Here is a 20,585-nt window from a genome sequence, read left to right as displayed (position 1 = left end):
TTTCAAACTAATAAACAATTAAACAAAAACCCCAATAATTGGGGTTTTTTATTGTGTGTTAACTTAAAATCCTTGCGCTAACTATTTTATATTTAATGGCTTAATTTTGCTTGAGCTTTTTTTGTTTTCGGCTTTTAATTAGCATAATTAAATTTTTATGTGGTGTTTTCATAGATTATTTCCTTTGTTATTATTTTATATTTAACATTTTGATTTTTAGTGTTTTTTAAATAAATACTTCTTAAATTAGCTAAGCGATATTAGTATCACTTAGCTGTTATTAGTTAATTAAAACCATTGTCCAAAACGTTTGATATAGATACGTTTCATTAATTGTGCAACGCAGCAATAGCTAAATAGAGTTGCTAATAGCCATGGAAAGTATGACCACGGTAATGGTTGTAGTCCAATTAACCCACTTAGTGGAGAAAATGGAATATAAATACCAATCGCCATAACTAACAAAGTCATCACAATAACAGGAAATGCCGCCGTGCTTTGCACAAATGGAATTTTTTGTGTTCTTAGCATGTGCACAACCAAAGTTTGCGATAATAACCCTTCAATAAACCATCCTGAATGAAATAGTGATTGAGCTTCAACACTATTAGCACTAAATACAAACCACATTAATGCATAAGTTGTGATATCAAAAATAGACGATGTAGGCCCAATCCAAATCATAAAACGTCTAATATTTAACGCATTCCATTTACGTGGTTTTTGTAAAAATTCATTGTCCATTTTGTCCCATGGCAATGAGAGTTGTGAAATATCATACAATAAGTTTTGAATAAGTAAATGTATCGCTAGCATAGGTAAAAATGGTAGAAACGCACTAGCAACCAATACTGAAAAAATATTGCCAAAATTAGAACTTGCTGTCATGTTTAGATATTTCATGATATTGCCAAAGGTCTCTCGGCCACATATTACACCTTCTTCTAAAACCATTAGGCTTTTTTCAAGTAAAATAATATCAGCAGATTCTTTAGCGATGTCGGTTGCAGTATCGACCGAAATCCCTACATCTGCATCGCGAAGTGCTGGTGCATCGTTAATACCATCGCCTAAAAAACCAACTGTATGTCCATTATCTTGCAACAACCGAATAATTCGCGATTTTTGCAGCGGCGTTAATTTTGCAAAAATAGTGTGCTGTTCGATCTGTTTTTTTAGCTCGACATCATCCATTTTTTCAATTTCAGTGCCAAGTAATGGCGTGCCTGGTTCTAAACCAACTTCTCGGCAAACTTTAATGGTGATGATTTCGTTATCACCAGTTAAAACTTTAACGCCCACACCATGCTCATTCAATGCCGAAATAGCTTCAAATGCGCTTTCTTTTGGTGGATCTAAAAAAGTTAAAAAGCCACGAATGGCGAGCGCAGTTTCGTCCTGCACGGTGTATTGTGGTTTTGTTTCACTTGCCGGAATGTTTTTTACTCCAACGGCTAATACTCTAAAACCTTCTTTATTATATTCATGTGCTAATGCGATCAAAGCTTGTTTACGTTCATCGTTTAATGGTAAATATTCGTCATTTTCATAAACGTAACTGGCAATAGACAGCATTTCTTCAACTGCGCCTTTACAAATCATCAAATGGTTATCATCACCATTTTGTACCACCACCGATAAACGTCGGCGTACAAAATCAAATGGTAATTCATCAATTTTTTTGTATAAGCTAACACCAACCTTTTTCATGCTGGTCTTTTCTTCGGCAAAACGAATAATCGCTTTATCCATCAAGTTTTTCATGCCGCTTTGATAATAACTATTAAGCCATGCAAGTTCCAAAACAGATGAATCGACTTGACCTTTTATATCAAGGTGATGCTCTAAAATAATTTTATCTTGTGTTAATGTCCCCGTTTTGTCAGTACATAAAATATCCATCGCCCCAAAATTTTGGATTGCGTTAAGTCTTTTAACAACTACTTTACGTTTTGCCATACCAACAGCGCCTTTTGCTAGATTAGCGCTCACAATCATTGGTAACATTTCAGGCGTCAAGCCAACGGCCACGGCTAATGCAAAAAGTGCAGCATCGCCCCAATCATTTTTTGAAAAACCATTAATAAAAAATACAATTGGCACCATAATTAGCATAAAGCGAATAAGCAACCAGCTAACACTATTAACACCGCGATCAAACGAAGTTTCAGCACGAGATCCTACAATTGATTTTGCCAATGAGCCAAAATGAGTATCCCCTCCTGTTGCAACAACAATGGCTGTGGCGGTTCCACTAACAACGTTGGTTCCCATATAACAAATGTTATTAACATCAAGCAAATTATCTTTGTTGATGTTTGATGTTTCGATATTATCGGATGTTTTTTGTGTTACAGCACCTAATGTGTCGTACTTTTCAACAGGAATTGATTCGCCTGTTAATACGGCTTGGCTAACAAATAAATCCCGAGATTCAATCAATCGAATATCTGCTGGGATCATGTCTCCAGCCGACAAGTAAACAATATCCCCAGGAACAATTTCACTTAATGGAATTTCAATACGTTCTGGGCTCATATCTTTATGCGCACGTCTTAGCACCGTTGCTGTTGTGCGAATCATCGATTTTAACGCCTCAGCCGCTTTGTTCGATCTAAATTCCTGCCAAAAACGCAATAATCCACTCAGTGATACCATAGTTAGAATAATGATAATACTGGTTAAATCTGTCTCTTCACCATTTTGCAAAGGTAACCAAAAATCAGTCACAAAACTGACAATAGCTAACGCTAATAATACAAATATAAATGGATTATTAAACGCCATTAATAGTTGTACTAAAACTGATGGTACCTTTTCGCGTGCAACTTCATTTTTTCCATATGTTTCAATTCTCGACTTTGCACTTTCTTGTGTTAATCCTGAAAGGCTGGATTGAAATTTAGCTAAAATACTATCAAGACTGCTTTGAGCTTCGTTGATAGCTTTAATATCTACACTATTTTGTGCTTTAGTTTTTGATGTATTTTTTGTCATCATAAGTACCTATATTCATAATTTTGGCAAAAGTAGGCCAACTTATTGTTACTAAATAACAATAAATAATTAAATTTTGTGATTAACTAAAATTTAGTGCATATCAAAAGTAGCCTATAAAGCTATTTCTTATAGCTTGGGCTGAGCATTAAATTTGATTAGCAAACAGAATTAATTAAGAATTTAGATACAACTCGGTGGTTCTAAATGTTTTTCTGAAAGATGTAAAACACGCACCATTAAACTTTGCGCGCATTGGTGTTTTGAATTTGTGTGATAGCGTGTAAAAAAATACATATCGTTCACCGTTACCGTTTTATCAATTTCGGTTTGTGAACTGAAAAAATGGTTATTTAGACAGGTTCATTAACCGATAATGATGTGTTTAAATTTGTCTCCCCTAGTCTTGGGGTGACCCGATTGAGTGTCCATATTTCTCCTGTAAATTGAACTCTTCACTTTATATTTCAACTTCCCTTCACCCTCGTTTTTAACTTCCATAATAGCTAAAAAAGGAAGAAAAGCTCAAAAGGCGGGCTCTTTATACTCCTTTAAGTATTAGAAGTCAACCTATATCACGAAAAAATAAATACAGTTGTTGAAAAACGGCACTTATCGCCGTTTTCATCTTCACTTTATATAAAATTGATAACCCTATTATCTAATAGAATATACAATCGCTACCCTATTAACTAACGTAAATATTTTAAAGGGAACTATCGGAATTACTCCATAATAATCAGTCCAATTTGGTAATTATTTTGTGATTTCTTTTATCACATTTATTTAAGAAAAATGTACTCAAAACGGCTAACTTGGATAATATTATTAATATATGCTGATATTTGATCGAGTCATAAAAATAACAAAAAGAAAAAGCACTTAAAATTATTATTTAATTAGTATGGCTATATTAATAAACAGAATGAACAGTATTATTAAATTTCATCCTGTTTTTTATATAGATATTAACCTTGAATATTCAACCTTGCATTCTTTAACTGATTAACAAGATCTAACAGTGATAAATTAAGTTGATACATAAATTGTTGGTACGAAAACTCTTTTTTGCTAATTTCGTTTAATTGCAATTCCCAATGGGCGGTCATGTCTGGCATCGACATTATATCTGGTAGTGATAAAATCAGATTTTTACCCACCTCGGTTGAGCGAATTGCTTTGCCTTGACGAATTAAAAATTGACGTTTAAATAACAATTCAATAATACCTGCCCTTGTTGCTTCTGTACCTAAACCATCAGTTTCACGCAGTATTTTTTTGATTTCGGGATCTTTAACAAATCTGGCAATCCCCGTCATCGCAGACAACAGTGTTGCGTCAGTAAATTGTCTTGGTGGCTGAGTTTCTTTGCTAACCAGTTCAGTATCAATGCATTGCACGGTTTCACCCTTTTTAACTAATTTAGTTAATAAACCATTACTTTCATTGTCATTCATATCGGTTGGGGATTGATGGTTTTTAGTTCTAAATAAAACTTTCCAACCTTCATCAAGCATTTGGTTAGCTTTAGAAATAAATTTTCCGCCTTGAATATCTACATCAATTTGCAATTCAGCATATTTATATGCTGGATAAAATTGAGCTAAATATTGCGTTGCCACAACTTGATAAACCGCCTTTTCGTTGTCAGTTAAGTTTTCCATTTTAGCTTTACGCAACGTTGGAATAATAGCGTGATGTGCTTCCACTTTTTTGTCATTCCAAGCTTTAGTGCGTAAAGTATAATCAGCATTATTAATTGCGGTTTGTAGTTCTGGACAATTATTTTCAATGGCAGACTTTACACCTGTAATTTGTTTTAAGTGTTCTTCTGGCAAAAAGCGACAGTCTGATCTTGGATAAGTAATTAATTTGTGTTTTTCATATAACGATTGGCAAATATCAAGCACATCTTGGGCACTTAGCCCATTTTTTTTAGCCATCTCAATTTGCAGTGCCGATAAATTAAATGGCATTGGTGGCGCAAGTTCTTTCTTTTTATTACTAACTTTATCAATTGTGCCTGATTGCTTATTAATACGCTGACAAACATTTTCGGCCAATTTTTTAACTAAAACACGTCCTTCTTCGTCCTGATAAGGCGAGCAAGCTTCGCTGGGTTGCCATTTAGCTTTAAATATTTCATTATCTTTGGTTTGTAGCACTGCAAAAACTTCATAAAATGGTTTAGGTACAAATTGCTCTATCTCTAAATCTCGCCTAACCACTAACCCTAAAATAGGGGTTTGTACTCGCCCAATTGATAAAACCCCCCGATAACCGTTTTTTTGACCAACAATGGTACAAAGACGACTCATATTAATTCCATATAGCCAATCGGCTCTAGCCCTTGCTAATGCCGAAGTTGATAAAGGAATAAAATCTTGATTGTTGCGTAATTGTTGCAATGATTTTTCAACAGCGCTGGCATTCAAATCACTAATTAAACAGCGTTGAATTGCTTTGCGCTTATCTGGCGATAATTGGCAATAATTTAAAATTTCATCAACTAGTAACTGCCCTTCCCTATCTGGGTCACCAGCATGTACTATTTGCTCTGCTGACTTAATCAAATCTACCAAAATATTAAATTGTTTTTCTGTATTGCCTTTAGGCATTAATATCCATTTTTCAGGCACTATGGGTAAATCATTAATCACCCATTTCTTATATCGAGGATCATAAACCTCTGGAGTGGCTTGCTCAAGGAGATGACCAATACACCAACTAACCACATCACCATTACTCGCTTTAATAAAACCATTACCTTTTTGAAGAGGTTTAGGTAATACGTCAGCGATAGCCCTTGCTAAGCTGGGCTTTTCGGCAATAAATAAACGATAAGATTGATTAGGTTGCATAAGAATAATTATTCATTAAAATTTCAAACAAGATAAGTTTGAATCAGTATTAATTTTATGGTTTTAAATAAAAAGTCAATTATATCCTTATACCCAACTTTATAAACATTCATAAATTTTCATCCATTTTTTAAAGATGCTTTATTACCACCATTTTTTGTATTTAAGCCAAATAACTGAAATAACACAAATAATAACAAGTAGTAATATTAATCCTACAAAAGACCAACTTTCACTACTAAAAGGAATACCAGCTAAATTGACACCAAGCAAACTGGTTAAAAACGTAATGGGTGTAAAAATTATGGTAAAGAGTGACATTAAATAGATTCTTTTATTGGTTGATTCAGCCAAGAAGCTATTAATTTGTTCCATAATTGAAGCTATTCTTAATAAACAGCTATCAATATCAGATACATAATGATTTTGTTGATAGGAAATATCATGCAAGCGTTGGCGATCGTTATCGTCAATCCACGATATTCTTTCAGTCGAAATTTTTACAAAAATATCGCGTTGTGGTGATAACAATCGGCGTAAAACGATCAACTGTTTACGAACTCGACCAATTTCTTTATAAGAAAAGATACGTTGGTTTAAAACAGATTCCTCTAACTTAATGATTTTATTGTGAACACTATCAAAAGATAAATTAACTTGATCACTAATTAAATCAGACATTTGAATCAACCAATCCGCCACATCTACAGGACCAATGCCCTTTTCTAGATGATCCTTTAATTCAGCAATAGCCGAAATTTGTTGATGTCGTGTTGAAATAATCATGTTATCAGTTATATAAAAACGAAAGGTAACAATAGGATCGGGAAGCTCATTGGGAACAAAATTAACACCTTTTAAAACCACTAAAACACCAGACTCAAAACGAATTTCCTTGGATATTTGCTTAGGTTTTAGCAATTCATTTTTAATCAAATCTGGAACTAGATTTGTATTATTTACCCAATTGATGGTTTCTTGTTTAGCAAAATCTAAATGAATCCAAAATGGTTGTGAAATTGAAGGTTTACTCTGTTCATTAAGTGGTAGCGCTTTGCCTTTACCATCTAACTGACAACAAAAAGCTGGTTTAGCTTCTAAAAGATGTGAAACAGAAATAGAACTTACACTATTTTGACTAGTCATTACCGATCTCATTTATTGTTTTTTCAAATTATATACCTAATTTAGCTTAAATTGGAGCCATCAACTAGCGTTTTATTATTTTATTTAAGGCATTAAAACCAATCCGTTAAGCTCATACTGACACAGATTAAACCTGACTAAAAACCTAAAACGGATCAAGCTGAACAAAGTGGACAATATCTGGAGCATAATACCTGAAAGTATTGTAATATAAGCCAGTTTTTATGTATAAATATTGTCTTCAATACCAACTGGGAGCAGATTAACCTGACGGCTATTATCTATAAACCATATAAATCATCTAGATCATCTTCACACACTAATTTAGAAATAAATTCATTAAAGCTATTGCATAGAAAAAGAGTACTCTTATCTTGATTATCCGTTAAAGATAAATTGCCTGACCATGTGTCAAGAGTATAGTAGTATATTTTTCCATTATTAATATCGATGCAGAAATAATTACCACCTGCGTCAATCGCAAAAGGTAAAAAAGTTTCCGGTAATAACTTTCTACCCCATAAATCTGCTGCTTTGAAAGGCATTAAATAGTTCTTGTTATTATTAAATTTTTTATAGTATTTAACAGGTATGAGCTCATGGATTGCAACCCATTCAAATTCACCTTCAGGATCCAGCCAAGCATTATTCTCTGGCATTCCACCATTGTGGTGTAACAGAAATTGTCTTAATTGAACAGGAATTTTTATCTTTAAAAGTTTTTCAACCTCACTTAGGTCAGCGGTATTAATTGCTTGTTCTGAGTCATAGAATTTGTTACTTGCTCTTGGTTTAATATCTTCATCTTCAACGGTTTCTGCATTGCTTTGCTCTTCATCATAAGTTAAAGCATTTAAAAAATTTTCTAATGAATCAGATAAATAAATGCTATTTTTTTTAAAATTTTGTTCTGTATTTAGCGTATCGTCCCATTCTAGTCTGAGATATTGATATATCGCACCAGTATTAATATTTATACACAAAAAACCATTGCTTAAATCGCGAGCAAAAGGTAACAGCTCCTTAGGTAACTTTTTATCGTCCCAATGTTTGAAGGCAATACCTTCCATGATAAAATCTGGGTCATTTTTAAATGCTTTATTATATTTTATAGGAATAAAATTAAAAACTTGAAGTTTGTATGGAGGAACAGTTGTTTTCCAAATATCTTTATATACCATTCCGCCATTACAATTAAGGTAAAGCTGTTTTAAAGAATCTGGAATTGTGATACCTAACTTCTGTTCACAAGCATTTAAATCTTTATCAGTCAGTTTTTTTCGTAGTCATAAAAATTATCTATATTAATCATATTAATTCCCCAATTATATTACATCTGTAATTATCGTTCTAAAAATTGTTCAAAAAGTACAAAATTCATCTACTATATAAATAGAATGAGATGTTAATTTTTAGATAAATGCTATGATCCAACAAATATTAAATAATATAAAAAATGGTCCAACTATTTTAACGTTATCTCAGATAATAGACATAATAAAATATCTTCAAGCAATTACAGTTGATGAGATTTTAAAAAATGATAAAGCTTTTTTGGATATATTAGATTTATTAGTTGATTCTTATTCTGATTCTGCAATATTTGAAATCGATAATGATAATAAATTATTTTTACATCATTTTAGTGATTGGCTGCTCAAATTAGGGAAAAAATACCCGCTTGGTAAAAATCAAGATAATTTAAGCTCTTATTCAGATATGTTTTTAAAAGAAATGTGCAATAAAAATATTACTCGGGGATGTTGAGCTTTTGTATTCATTATGATCCTTCTTTACATTTTTAACCGTATCATACAACATGCTAATATCGTTATACCAATTGACGATATTTATAGACACTAGCAATATGATCCTTTCGTGAGTTTTTTATTGAAATATCTCATCACGGACAACCAATTCAAATTTGATAAAAAATACCTTCTAACGTGTTACAATACGCTTATTTATTATCCAATTTAGCCTGTATTTAGTATCCATTTTTATCTCTTTTTCCAAGTGGGTATTTGTCAATATTAGTCTGAACATAAATTCATATTGATCTTACACAGTGTTGTGAGAGTATTTTTCCGCTCTAAAACTGCTCAGGTAGACTATTGATTTTATTGAAGTTTTTTATAAATGGCATTTTTTAGAAAAATCAAACAATTACATTATATTTTTGTTTTTTGATGAAAACTAAAGCTTGATTAAAACATTTTGGCTGTAGCATCAATTTTATTTGATTTTTTACACTCTTTTTAATAAAAAGGATCCCTCCCTTTTTATGCGATCAGTGACAATTCATCACTTTGTCGGTATTATATTGGGCATTTTATTATAATTGGTTAGGTTTAGTGTGAATATTCAACAATTATTAACGCAACGTGTTTCGCAAGCTATGATTATGGCAGGTGCAGATAAGAACTGTGACGCTTTAATTAAGCAATCAAACAAAGCACAATTTGGTGATTACCAAGCTAATGGCATTATGTCAGTTGCCAAAAAACTTGGTATGCCACCTCGAGATCTTGCCCAAGCTGTTTTGCAACATTTAGATATCGATGATATCGCCGAAAAAGTTGAAATTGCAGGTCCTGGTTTTATTAATATCTTTTTGAAAAATAGCTGGATTGCTGAGCAAAATGAAGTTGCTTTAAGTGGTGATAAGCTTAATATTACTTTACCCGCCAAACCGCAAACTATAGTAGTTGATTATTCGGCGCCTAATGTCGCCAAAGAGATGCATGTTGGACACTTGCGTTCAACCATTATTGGTGATGCCAGTGTTCGCGTTTTATCGTTTTTAGGGCATAACGTTATTCGTGCCAACCATGTTGGTGATTGGGGAACACAATTTGGTATGTTAATTGCGTATCTTGAAAAGATGCAAAATGAACATGCCAATGATATGGATCTTTCAGATTTAGAGTCATTCTATCGCGCCGCTAAAAAACATTATGACGAAGACGAAGTGTTTGCCGAAAAAGCTCGTAATTATGTAGTGAAATTACAAGGTGGCGATGAATATTGTCGTGATATGTGGCGCAAGCTAGTTGATATTACCATGACGCAAAATATTGCCACTTATAAACGTTTAAATGTTACGTTATCGCTTGAAGACACCATGGGTGAGAGTATTTATAACAGCATGCTACCTAATATTGTTGCCGATTTAAAACAGAAAGGGCTTGCGGTTGAAAGTGAAGGGGCGATTGTTGTTTTTCTTGATGAGTATAAAAACAAAGAAGGCGAACCGATGGGTGTTATCATCCAAAAACGTGATGGTGGCTACCTTTATGCAACAACCGATATTGCTTGTGCTAAATACCGTTACGAAACGTTACATGCCGATCGTATTCTTTATTATACTGATTCCCGCCAACATCAACATTTAGAGCAAGTTTGGGCTATTGTTCACAAAGCTAAGTATGTACCAGAATCATTAAAGCTTGAACACCATATGTTTGGTATGATGTTAGGTAAAGATGGTAAGCCGTTTAAAACCCGTTCTGGCGATACTGTTAAATTAAATGATTTACTAGATGAAGCGTGTGAGCGTGCAACAACTTTAATTCGTAACAAAAATCCAGATCTTTCTGAAAGTGAGCTTGCAAAAATTGTCGATGCGGTGGCTATTGGTGCAGTTAAATATGCTGATCTTTCTAAAAATCGGACTACTGATTATGTTTTTGATTGGGATAATATGTTGTCATTTGAAGGCAATACCGCACCTTATTTGCAATATGCTTATACCCGTGTGTTATCAATTTTTAAAAAGTCCAATATTTCTGAAGATAGCTTAACAGCTAATATTAGTTTGGAATCTGATAAAGAGCGTGCTTTAGCAACTCGTTTAATTCAATTTGATGAGACTATTTCAATCGTGGCAAGCGAAGGTACACCACATGTGCTTTGTGCTTATCTTTATGAAATTGCAACGCTGTTTTCAAGTTTTTATGAAAACTGCCCTATTTTAGCAGCCGAAAACGAAAGCCTGAAACAAAGTCGCTTAAAATTAGCTTCTTTAACAGCTAAAACACTTAAAACTGGCCTTGATATGCTAGGCATTAAAACTGTTGATAAAATGTAATTTAACCACCACCGATGTGAACGCATTGGTGGTGTTTTTAATACATGCGTTTTAAGCTTTTGACTAAACATGTTTAGGTTTATTATTCATCATCAAAATAAATTAATGGCTTTGTTACTATTATTTATTGCGATCCTTATTATTCGTTTGTTACCTCATGCTCCTCTTTCTGAATCACTTACTTTTTCAAAGCGCTATTATGATAATAATAACCAGCTAATTCGAATGACATTAGCCAATGATGATCGTTATCGTTTATGGACGCCTTTAGAAGATATTTCGCCTGATATTGTTAATGGTTTGTTACTGCACGAAGATCAGTGGTTTTATTATCATGTTGGCTTTAATCCATTTAGTCTAATTAGGGCTTTTGGAGCAACCTATCTTGGTGGTGGAAATCGTCAAGGAGCTTCAACCATTACCATGCAACTTGCGCGAATGCATTGGCGGTTAAATACTAAAACCATTGGTGGGAAGTTGCATCAAATTGCTAGGGCTATACAGTTAGAGTTGATGTATTCTAAACATGATATTTTAGAAGCGTATTTAAATTATGCCCCTTTTGGTCGCAATATTGAAAGTATTGGTGCTGCGTCATTTATCTATTTTAATAAACCACCTTCACAAGTCAATTTGCCCGAGGCGTTAACTTTGGTGGTATTACCTCAATCACCAACATATCGAGTTGATCGAAAAACAGGATTTGCTGGCAAAGCGTTAGTTAAAGCAAGAAATCAATTATTTGAGCGTTGGCAAGAAAAATATTTTGTTGATAGCAATATTGTCGCTCTTTTTTCGCAAAAGTTGGTTTTGCGTCAACCAGAACGAATGCCTTTTGGTGCACCGCATTTTATTAATCAAATCATTCAACAACAGCAAAGCGATGCTCAAGAAATTAAAACTACGTTAGATAATAATCTGCAAAAAATCATTAGTCGGCAAGTCAATTTGTTTATTGAGCGAAATCGCATAAAAGGTATTAATAATGCGTCGGTAATTTTGGTTGATACCCAAACAATGAAGGTTAAGACACTGATTGGTTCGGCTAATTATTTTGATAATTCTATCCAAGGTCAAGTTAATGGTACACTTGCTAAACGCTCACCCGGATCTACACTTAAGCCGTTTATTTATGCGCTTGGTATTGACCAAGGTGTTTTACATCCTCGTACAATTTTAAAAGATGTGGCCACTGATTTTGGTTCATACACGCCAGAAAACTTTGATCGTAACTTTCGTGGCCCTATTTCGGCAACCGATGCATTAATTCATAGCCGTAATATTCCTGCTGTATCGGTGGCCTCTAAATTACATAATCCCTCTTTTTATCAATTTTTGGTCAATGCCCATATCCAAAAACTCGCCGATGAGTCGCATTATGGTTTATCTTTAGTGTTAGGTGGTGGTGAAGTTAGTGCACAAGAGTTAGTCGGGTTATATGCCATGCTAGCCAACGAAGGTCGTTGGCAGCCATTGCAATTTATTGAAGCCGACGACTCACCCGAACCACAAAAGCTGTTAAGTCCACAAGCAGCATTTATGACCATTGATATGTTGAAACAAAATACCCGCCCACAAGATGTACTTAGCAAAATGCAAAAAAAGGTGGTACCCGTTGCTTGGAAGACAGGTACATCATGGGGATTTCGTGATGCTTGGACAGCTGGAACTTTTGGTAACTATGCAATGGTGGTTTGGCTTGGTAACTTTGATGGTAGTGGTAATAATGCCTTTGTAGGCGTCGATGCCGCCACACCGCTCTTTTTTAATATCGTTGAAAGTATTAACGCTTATTATCCTAACTTGCGTGAACCTAATCGCCCATTACCTCCAAATTTAAAGCGTATCGATATTTGTCTAACCAGTGGCAATCTACTGACTCAATGGTGCAAGGCAAAAGGTAAAACGTGGTTTATTCCGGGTGTGTCGCCAATTAATCCCGATACCATTTTTAGACCCGTTATGGTCGACAATCAAACAGGTAAAGCTGTTTGTCCTCCTTATGATTTAGCAACCTCTCACTTAGCTGTTTTTGAATATTGGCCGTCAGATTTAGCCGCTGTTTTTGCTAAAGCTGGGATTGCTAAAAAAGCGCCACCATCAACAAAACATTGTCATTCATCACAAAATTTTTTAGGCGAACCGCCAAAAATAACTTCGCCTCTTAAAAATGTAGTTTATCAATTTAGAACCACTAAACAAAAAAATGAACAAATTAGTTTTACTGCTAATTGTGATGGTGATGTTAAATCACTTTATTGGTTTGTTAATAACAGTTTTATTGGGCAAACCGAGCCACGGAAGGCTCTTAACTGGATCCCAACACAAAGCGGGACTTTTAAAATTTTAGTGCTTGACGATATGGGTCGAAGTGATTCACGGAATATAAAAATCGAACTGTTTGATTAATTAATATGGTAGTTAACCCCAAATGTTAGCTACTATCATCTTTTAAGTTATATTACTTGTTTGGCAATATTAATCTCTAATCTATCAGTATGTTTTTTAGCAAAGTTGGCAAATTCAACAAAATGTGGCGTTGTGTTGTAAAAATCAATTGCCTGCTGTGATACCCATGTTTCGATCACAATAAAGATATTGGGGTTATCAATACTTTGGTTAAGCTCATAGTGCACACAACCTGTTTCGGCCCTGCTACCTGCAACTAATCGTTTAAATATCGGTTGAAATGCGTCATAGAATTCTGGTTTAACTGTGATTGTGGCAATAATATTTAATTGACTCATGTCAGTAGACTACCTATATTTCAAAATAAGTTGCTTGTGTAGTATACGCTTGCTACTGCTAATATCAAAAAGCAGTATTTAAGGTTAATAATCTCATTTTTATGACAACTAATTATTGTTATTAAATAATTAGTTATGATTTTATTTCTTAATTTATTGGTAATTAACTTTATTAAAAACTATTTTTTGAAGTAAAAAATCTAAAAAATAATACTTTAACCATTTCATTTATTTATATATTTTATAAATTATAGTACTTGCTATTAAAAATATTTTGGTTAGAATTTCTGCAGTTTTTTATCGACACGGTGTAGGCACAATGATCAATTGTAACTCAGTAATCTTAATCATTAATATTATTGATTCCATTTTATCCTCCTTTTTGGGGGATTTTTTTTGCCTATTGCGTCCGATTTTATCAACTTCATTTAGATTGAATTGTAGAGGCATATTATGATTGAACATAAAAACATGTTATTAACCACAAGAGACCAAAGTTTAAAAGCCTATTTAATGAATAATATTAAGCAAAAAGGCGGATGGGTTAATGCACATATGCATGCTGATCGTGCTTTTACTATTTCGGTTGATAGTTTTGATGTCTATCAAAAACAGACTTTAATTGAAAAATGGGATACATTAGATAAAGTCAAAGCATCAATGAGCGAAGATGATTACTATCGCCATTTTAGTATGGCGGTTGAGCGTATGATTGAGCAAGATGTAAGTGCCATGGGATCGTTTGTTGATATTGATCCTATTGCTGAAGAACGAGCAATTAAAGGTGCCTTAAGAGCACGAGAAACTTATAAAAATGACATCACCATTAAATTAGTTAATCAAACACTTAAAGGTGTTATTGATAAAGAAGCACGTTATTGGTTTGATAAAGGAGCTGGTTTAGTTGATATTATTGGCGGTTTACCGCGTCGTGATGAGCGTGATCATGGTGAAGGTATGGGACTTAAACATCTTGATGTGTTAATGCAAACAGGTAAATCATTAGGCAAAATGGTGCATGTACATGTTGACCAATTTAACTCACAAGATGAAATCGAAACAGAACAACTTACCGATAAAACTCTTGAGCATGGTATGCACGGGCGTGTGGTTGCTATCCATAGCATTTCTATCACCGCGCATAGTTTAGCATATCGCCAAAAACTCTACAAAAAAATGAAAGAGGCCAAAATGATGGTTATTGCTTGTCCTTTTGCTTGGATCGATAGCCCTCGTCGTGAAGAACAAGGCCCTACTCGTAACTCATTAACCCCTGTTGATGAACTGGCGGCTGCAGGTATTCCTGTTGCTATTGGCACAGATAATGTTAGTGATTATATGTTACCATTTTCAACGGGTAATATGTGGGAAGAACTTAAATTGTTAGTAACAGGATGCCGTTATACCGATTTAGACAATGTGATTAATGTGGCAACTAAGAATGGGCGAATGGTGCTAGGTATTGATTGATTTGAGATAGAACAAACTTATCAACATAAGTTACTCATCGGTTTTTATCTGAAAAATGCTCCCGATGAGTAATAATTACCTGTCAGATTAAATAAAGATTATTACAAATTAATGTACTAACGTTGCTTACCAACGTCATCTAAAGCTTCCATCATTGGGCTTAACAGATAGCTTAATAATGTCCTTTGTCCTGTTATTATTTCCGCAGAAATAGACATCCCTGGCTCTAAATTAACAGGTTGATCATCAATAATTAAATGATTTTTACTTAATTCAATAACAGCCTTATATACAAGTCCTAAGTCTTTATCTTCAATAGCATCAGAAGAAATAGTTAACAATTTGCCTTCAATCCAACCATAACGCGTAAAATCAAATGTATCAACTTTTACCGTAACTGATTGGTTTTTTCTTAGAAAACCAATGTCTTGGTTGCTAACCCAAACTTCTGCAATCAGTTTTTCATTTTCAGGAACAATCTTCAATAGCTCTTGAGGTGCTTCAACTGCAGCACCTGCATCTCGGTAAGCTAACGATTCTACAATCCCTGCGATCGGGGCTTTTAATTCATACTGTGCAATAAGCGCTTCCAACTGTTTTTGTTGTACGGATAAAATGTGGTTTTGATTAATTTTTTGTATTTTTTCCTGTTCAACTTCTTTAATTTTATCAGCAACATGAGACTTTATTTGTGTATCAACTTGAGCATGACTTGCTCGCATCTCTTTCACTTTTGCTTCTGCTGCACTCACAGTAAATTTTGCTTCTAGATATTTTTTCTTAACCTCAAGTAAACTATCTTTACTTGTCATATTTTTTTTATAGAGCACATCCAACGCCTGATGTTGTTCTTCATAAATCGGCAATAGATTTTCAGCCATCTCTTTTTGAGCTTGATAATTTTCTATTTGAGCCATTAAAACTTGTTGGTTTAACTTAAAAACCTCTTTTTCTTTATAATCATCTTCTACTTCGGCTTGAAGTAGCATCGAAATTTGTTTGGCAAGTATTGGGGACTCGGTTTGTAACTCAGTAGGTAAAGTCATTGGCGCTGGGCGATTAAGGTAGTGTTCGTACAATAATGTTAACCTAGCAATATGAAAACGATTAATCTGTTGTTGTAATATATTCTCTTCTAATTGTGCTAACAATGATTTGCTATTTAACTTAATTAAAGGCTGTCCTTTTTCAACATGCTCGCCCTCTTTAACCAATACAGCAACAATTTCAGCTGTGACCGACGTGTTAACTGGTCTTGATAGCTCATTGACAACTAATTTTCCTCGAGTGGTAGCAACAATATCAACTTTACTTAACGAGGCCCAGCAAACAACAATAACAAATAAAACCATAATTACCCATAATAACAACCGTCCAAGGGGAGAAGGTGGTGTCTCTTGAACCTCTAATACAGCAGGCAAAAAATCACGGTATTTTTTTTTCATCAATGGCTCCCACTTTGTAAATCATGCAGCTTATAATAAATCCCCTTTTTATCTAACAACATTTGATGGGATCCTTGTTCAACAATTTCACCTTTTTCCATTACAATAATGCGATCTGCATGCCTAACTGTTGATAGGCGGTGAGCAATAATAAAAACCGTTTTATCATGACAAATTTTTGCCATATTATCTTGAATAATCTGCTCTGACTCATAATCAAGCGCACTAGTTGCTTCATCAAAAATAAGTAATTTAGGATTTGTTATTAATGCACGAGCAATACCAATTCGCTGTTTTTGTCCACCCGATAATTGTCCCCCATTCTCGCCAACTGGCGTGTCATATCCTAATGGAAATTCACTAATAAAATCATGAGCACCAGCCATTATTGCAGCATTAACCACAGCTTCAAGTGGCGCATCAGGAATCGCCAATGCAATATTGTCACGAATAGAGCCATTAAAAAGCTGTGTCTCTTGTAATACGACTCCAATTTGTTTACGTAACCATTGGGGATCTGTTTGTGCAATATCAATACCATCAATAAAAACTTGCCCTTCTATCGGAGTATAAAGTCGTTGTATCAGCCTAGTTAATGTACTTTTACCCGATCCTGATCGTCCAACAATACCAATAACTTCACCAACATTAACCGATAAATTCAATTGTCGAATAACAGGCGCAGCATCTGGTCTATAAGCAAAAGAGATGTTAGCAAAACGGACATGTCCCTTGATTTCTTTCAAAACACTGCTATTTTCTTGTTGTCGCTCCGCAGGAACATTTAATATATCACCCAATCGTTTTACTGAAATCGAAACCTGCTGAAAACTTTGCCATAACTGCACTAATCGTAATACGGGAGTTGTTGCTTGTCCTACAAACATATTAAAAGCGACCAGTCCACCCACAGTCAATTTACCTTCAATCACTAAATTTGCACCATACCATAAAATGGCAACACTCGTTAATTTATTAACCAGTTGAGATATTTGCCCAGCAATATTCCCTAAATTCTGTGTTTTAAAACAGCTTGTTACAAAGTAGGCAATTTGTTCATCCCAACGACGCGTCATATGATTTTCAACTGCCATCGCTTTAACTTGCTCAACACCAGAGATACTTTCAACTAAAAATGCTTGATTTCTAGCACCTTGTTGAAACTGCTCATCAAGACGTCTACGTAACACTGGGGTAATAAAAGCTGATAACATGATATAAGGAATCAATGACACTAAAACAATTAACGTTAGGGGAATACTATAAAACGCCATAATGACAAAAAAAACAATCGCAAAAAGAATATCTAAACAAAGTGTCATTGCACTGCCAGTTAAGAATTCACGTACTGTTTTTAGTTCATAAACACGAGCAACAGTAATACCAACTTGACGGGATTTAAAGTAGCTTAAAGGTAACGAAAGTAGATGTTTATATAGTAACGAACTGAGCATGACATCAATACGTTGAGAGGTATGCGCCATTTGATAATTACGTAGCCCTCCCAAAATCACATCAAAAATCACGATAGTAAACATGCCGATAGCTAACACATCTAATGTTGTTAAACTTTGATGAGCGAGCACTTTATCTACAACTACCTGAAAAAATAATGGTGTAACCAAGGCTAAAATTTGGATAAAAAATGAGGCCAATAAAATTTCGCACATCAGTTTTTTATAGCGCATAAAAGCTTGAAAAAACCATTGGATGTTAAACTCTCGATTAATTGATTCCCATGTAATTCTTTTAGTAAATAAAAACGCACTAATTTTTTCTTGTACCTGTGGCACTATCACTTCTGGCTGTTTTTTGTGAGGAGATTGAATCAGCCATTGACCATCTTTAACTGCTAATAAAACGACATAACCTTGCTGCTTTAAATGGACAATAATAGGCGTCGAAATTTTATTGTTTAGATTTAATTTATCAATATATCGGCATTTTAACCCTGTTTTTTTGACAGCTCTAACAAACTGGAGTGAGATATTATGTTCATCATCAAGATAGAACTGTTCTTGTAACGATTTAGTATTGACCGCTAATCCATAAAATTGAGCGATAATCGTAAATCCTAACCATAAATCATTATACTTTTCTTTTTGCATCAATTTTTCCAAAATAATTCACCACTTAGACCGACAAAACAAACTTAAATTCTAAATAAAAGACAGCCCTTATCAGCTGTCTTTTAATGATTAAAATAAAATCTAAAGATTTTAGACTTTGATTGAAGGACTAAAATGTGGCGATGGATTGGCCAGTATTAACTCATCAGTCACCACATCACTATCATCATCTGATGCAACAAAAGTACTTATACTCTGCGTTATTAATGAAAAATTAGATATAGGTGCATTTGATGAAAATACAGGTAGTGGTATACCATCGTTAATATGAGCGTTAATATCGGCCGCTAACCACGATGAACCATCCGCAAATTGGAAAACATCAATTCGGGAAGACAATCTAGTATCTAGTTTAGTTGAGAACCAATTTTTAATTGTAATAGAATCGGTACCAAATGTTAATAAAAGATCTGTATCCGATTTTTTAATATCAACCATTTTTGCTGAGATCCCTTCACCAAAACGGATCGTATCAACATCAGTTTTTATTCTACTCCAAAAACCGGTGTACCCTAGCTTGCCTTGGTTATCTATTGTGTCGTGACCGTCGCCTAAATTAAACAAGTAAGTATCGTTTCCAGCTCCACCTGATAACAGGTCATTACCTTTACCACCTGTTAAAATATCATTGCCATCACCACCCGACAAAGTATCATTACCATCACCGCCTGTTAAGATATCATTGCCTTTACTGCCTAAAATGATATCGTCACTATCTGTACCGGTCATTACTAAGCCGTTGTTTAATACCTCATCCCACGTTAATTTGGTGCCATCGGCAAATATAAACTCCTCAATAACGTTATAGCTATTAATGTCTGCGGTTGCTGATGTTGCATTGTAAAAGACATTCTTTAAAGTTATGCTGCTATTACCACCAATTAAGGTCGCTTTTATATCAGCCCCTTGGCGTGAAAATATAACGTCATTTGGCGTAATACCATCGATAAACTCTAGCTTATCTTTACCACCTAATTCTGTCACTTGGTCATGACCACTATTACGGCCAAATTGGTAAATATCATTGTAATTTGAGCTTAATAAGGTTTCATCTTTTGCTGTGCCCGATGTCACAATTGGATTATTATTATACCAATCTTTAATATTAAGTTGGGAACCATCTGTAAATTCAAAAAAATCAACCCTAGCGGCTAATTGCGTATCACCTGTTGAGAACCAATTTTTTATGGTAATTGAATTTTGGCTATTAATGGAGATAACTAAATCATTGTCTTTTCTAGAACGACTTAGCATATCAGCACGAATCCCTTCACCAAAACGGATCGTATCAACATCAGTTTTTATTCTACTCCAAAAACCGGTGTACCCTAGCTTGCCTTGGTTATTTATTGTGTCGTGACCGTCGCCTAAATTAAACAAGTAAGTATCGTTTCCAGCTCCGCCTGATAGCAGGTCATTACCTTTACCACCTGTTAAAATATCATTGCCATCACCACCCGACAAAGTATCATTACCATCACCGCCTGTTAAGATATCATTGCCTTTACTGCCTAAAATGATATCGTCACTATCTGTACCGGTCATTACTAAGCCGTTGTTTAATACCTCATCCCACGTTAATTTGGTGCCATCGGCAAATATAAACTCCTCAATAACGTTATAGCTATTAATGTCTGCGGTTGCTGATGTTGCATTGTAAAAGACATTCTTTAAAGTTATGCTGCTATTACCACCAATTA

At 34.4% G+C, this 20,585-nt stretch carries 12 protein-coding genes; 4 read left to right on the top strand and 8 right to left on the bottom strand.

The window, feature by feature from the left end:
• Window positions 1-288 precede the first annotated feature (288 nt).
• From mgtA to A9G32_RS06860, 4 genes are all read right to left on the bottom strand, one after another.
• Window positions 289-2,997, bottom strand: coding sequence for a magnesium-translocating P-type ATPase (gene mgtA / locus A9G32_RS06875; RefSeq protein ID WP_065589908.1), 2,709 nt, complete (start codon window positions 2,995-2,997; stop codon window positions 289-291).
• Between the two features lie 968 nt (window positions 2,998-3,965).
• Window positions 3,966-5,858 (bottom strand): DNA topoisomerase III, encoded by a 1,893-nt coding sequence (locus A9G32_RS06870; protein WP_065589907.1) that lies wholly within the window; start codon window positions 5,856-5,858, stop codon window positions 3,966-3,968.
• Between the two features lie 144 nt (window positions 5,859-6,002).
• On the bottom strand, window positions 6,003-7,004 hold the full coding sequence (zntB, locus tag A9G32_RS06865) for a zinc transporter ZntB (RefSeq protein ID WP_174798566.1): 1,002 nt from the start codon (window positions 7,002-7,004) through the stop codon (window positions 6,003-6,005).
• 281 nt (window positions 7,005-7,285) lie between these two features.
• Window positions 7,286-8,278 carry an SMI1/KNR4 family protein gene (locus A9G32_RS06860; protein WP_255306801.1) on the bottom strand — a complete coding sequence of 331 codons (993 nt, stop codon included), beginning with the start codon at window positions 8,276-8,278 and terminating at the stop codon, window positions 7,286-7,288.
• Window positions 8,279-8,429: 151 nt separating this feature from the next.
• On the opposite strand from A9G32_RS06860, the gene A9G32_RS06855 reads away from it, so the two are divergent.
• The 3 genes from A9G32_RS06855 to pbpC all read left to right on the top strand — a co-directional run bounded on the left by A9G32_RS06855 (window position 8,430) and on the right by pbpC (window position 13,503).
• Entirely contained in the window at window positions 8,430-8,771 is a 342-nt protein-coding gene (locus A9G32_RS06855) for a hypothetical protein (RefSeq protein WP_065589905.1), read from the top strand.
• A gap of 589 nt (window positions 8,772-9,360) precedes the next feature.
• Entirely contained in the window at window positions 9,361-11,094 is a 1,734-nt protein-coding gene (argS, locus tag A9G32_RS06850; protein WP_065589904.1) for an arginine--tRNA ligase, read from the top strand.
• 69 nt (window positions 11,095-11,163) lie between these two features.
• Window positions 11,164-13,503 (top strand): penicillin-binding protein 1C, encoded by a 2,340-nt coding sequence (gene pbpC, locus A9G32_RS06845; RefSeq protein WP_065589903.1) that lies wholly within the window; start codon window positions 11,164-11,166, stop codon window positions 13,501-13,503.
• Between the two features lie 47 nt (window positions 13,504-13,550).
• On the opposite strand, the gene A9G32_RS06840 is transcribed toward pbpC, so the two are convergent.
• Window positions 13,551-13,841: a putative quinol monooxygenase gene (locus A9G32_RS06840; protein WP_065589902.1), complete on the bottom strand. Its 291-nt coding sequence runs from the start codon at window positions 13,839-13,841 to the stop codon at window positions 13,551-13,553.
• A gap of 453 nt (window positions 13,842-14,294) precedes the next feature.
• On the opposite strand from A9G32_RS06840, the gene A9G32_RS06835 reads away from it, so the two are divergent.
• Window positions 14,295-15,311 carry an amidohydrolase family protein gene (locus A9G32_RS06835; RefSeq protein WP_218055864.1) on the top strand — a complete coding sequence of 339 codons (1,017 nt, stop codon included), beginning with the start codon at window positions 14,295-14,297 and terminating at the stop codon, window positions 15,309-15,311.
• Window positions 15,312-15,427: 116 nt separating this feature from the next.
• On the opposite strand, the gene A9G32_RS06830 is transcribed toward A9G32_RS06835, so the two are convergent.
• The 3 genes from A9G32_RS06830 to A9G32_RS13460 form a co-directional block, all read right to left on the bottom strand.
• Window positions 15,428-16,756, bottom strand: coding sequence for an HlyD family type I secretion periplasmic adaptor subunit (locus A9G32_RS06830; RefSeq protein ID WP_065589901.1), 1,329 nt, complete (start codon window positions 16,754-16,756; stop codon window positions 15,428-15,430).
• Entirely contained in the window at window positions 16,756-18,864 is a 2,109-nt protein-coding gene (locus tag A9G32_RS06825) for a type I secretion system permease/ATPase (protein WP_065589900.1), read from the bottom strand. Before A9G32_RS06825 ends, A9G32_RS06830 begins: the two co-directional genes overlap by 1 nt.
• 111 nt (window positions 18,865-18,975) lie before the next feature.
• Window positions 18,976-20,585: calcium-binding protein (locus A9G32_RS13460; protein WP_304362648.1), on the bottom strand; the 1,610-nt coding region annotated here is incomplete at its 5' end.

The organism is Gilliamella sp. Gris3-2 (assembly GCF_001690345.1).
GTDB classification, from domain to species: domain Bacteria; phylum Pseudomonadota; class Gammaproteobacteria; order Enterobacterales; family Orbaceae; genus Gilliamella; species Gilliamella bombi.
Note: the sequence above shows the minus strand (reverse complement) of the source record. Positions and strands in the feature narration are given on the sequence as shown.

Excerpts from the sequence above, each read along its gene's own strand:
- A9G32_RS06830 (WP_065589901.1), bottom strand. The coding sequence starts at position 16,756 with ATGAAAAAAAAATACCGTGATTTTTTGCCTGCTGTATTAGAGGTTCAA.
- A9G32_RS06870 (WP_065589907.1), bottom strand. The coding sequence starts at position 5,858 with ATGCAACCTAATCAATCTTATCGTTTATTTATTGCCGAAAAGCCCAGC.
- A9G32_RS06835 (WP_218055864.1), top strand. The coding sequence starts at position 14,295 with ATGATTGAACATAAAAACATGTTATTAACCACAAGAGACCAAAGTTTA.
- zntB (WP_174798566.1), bottom strand. The coding sequence starts at position 7,004 with ATGACTAGTCAAAATAGTGTAAGTTCTATTTCTGTTTCACATCTTTTA.
- A9G32_RS06840 (WP_065589902.1), bottom strand. The coding sequence starts at position 13,841 with ATGAGTCAATTAAATATTATTGCCACAATCACAGTTAAACCAGAATTC.
- A9G32_RS06855 (WP_065589905.1), top strand. The coding sequence starts at position 8,430 with ATGATCCAACAAATATTAAATAATATAAAAAATGGTCCAACTATTTTA.
- mgtA (WP_065589908.1), bottom strand. The coding sequence starts at position 2,997 with ATGACAAAAAATACATCAAAAACTAAAGCACAAAATAGTGTAGATATT.
- pbpC (WP_065589903.1), top strand. The coding sequence starts at position 11,164 with ATGTTTAGGTTTATTATTCATCATCAAAATAAATTAATGGCTTTGTTA.
- A9G32_RS06825 (WP_065589900.1), bottom strand. The coding sequence starts at position 18,864 with ATGCAAAAAGAAAAGTATAATGATTTATGGTTAGGATTTACGATTATC.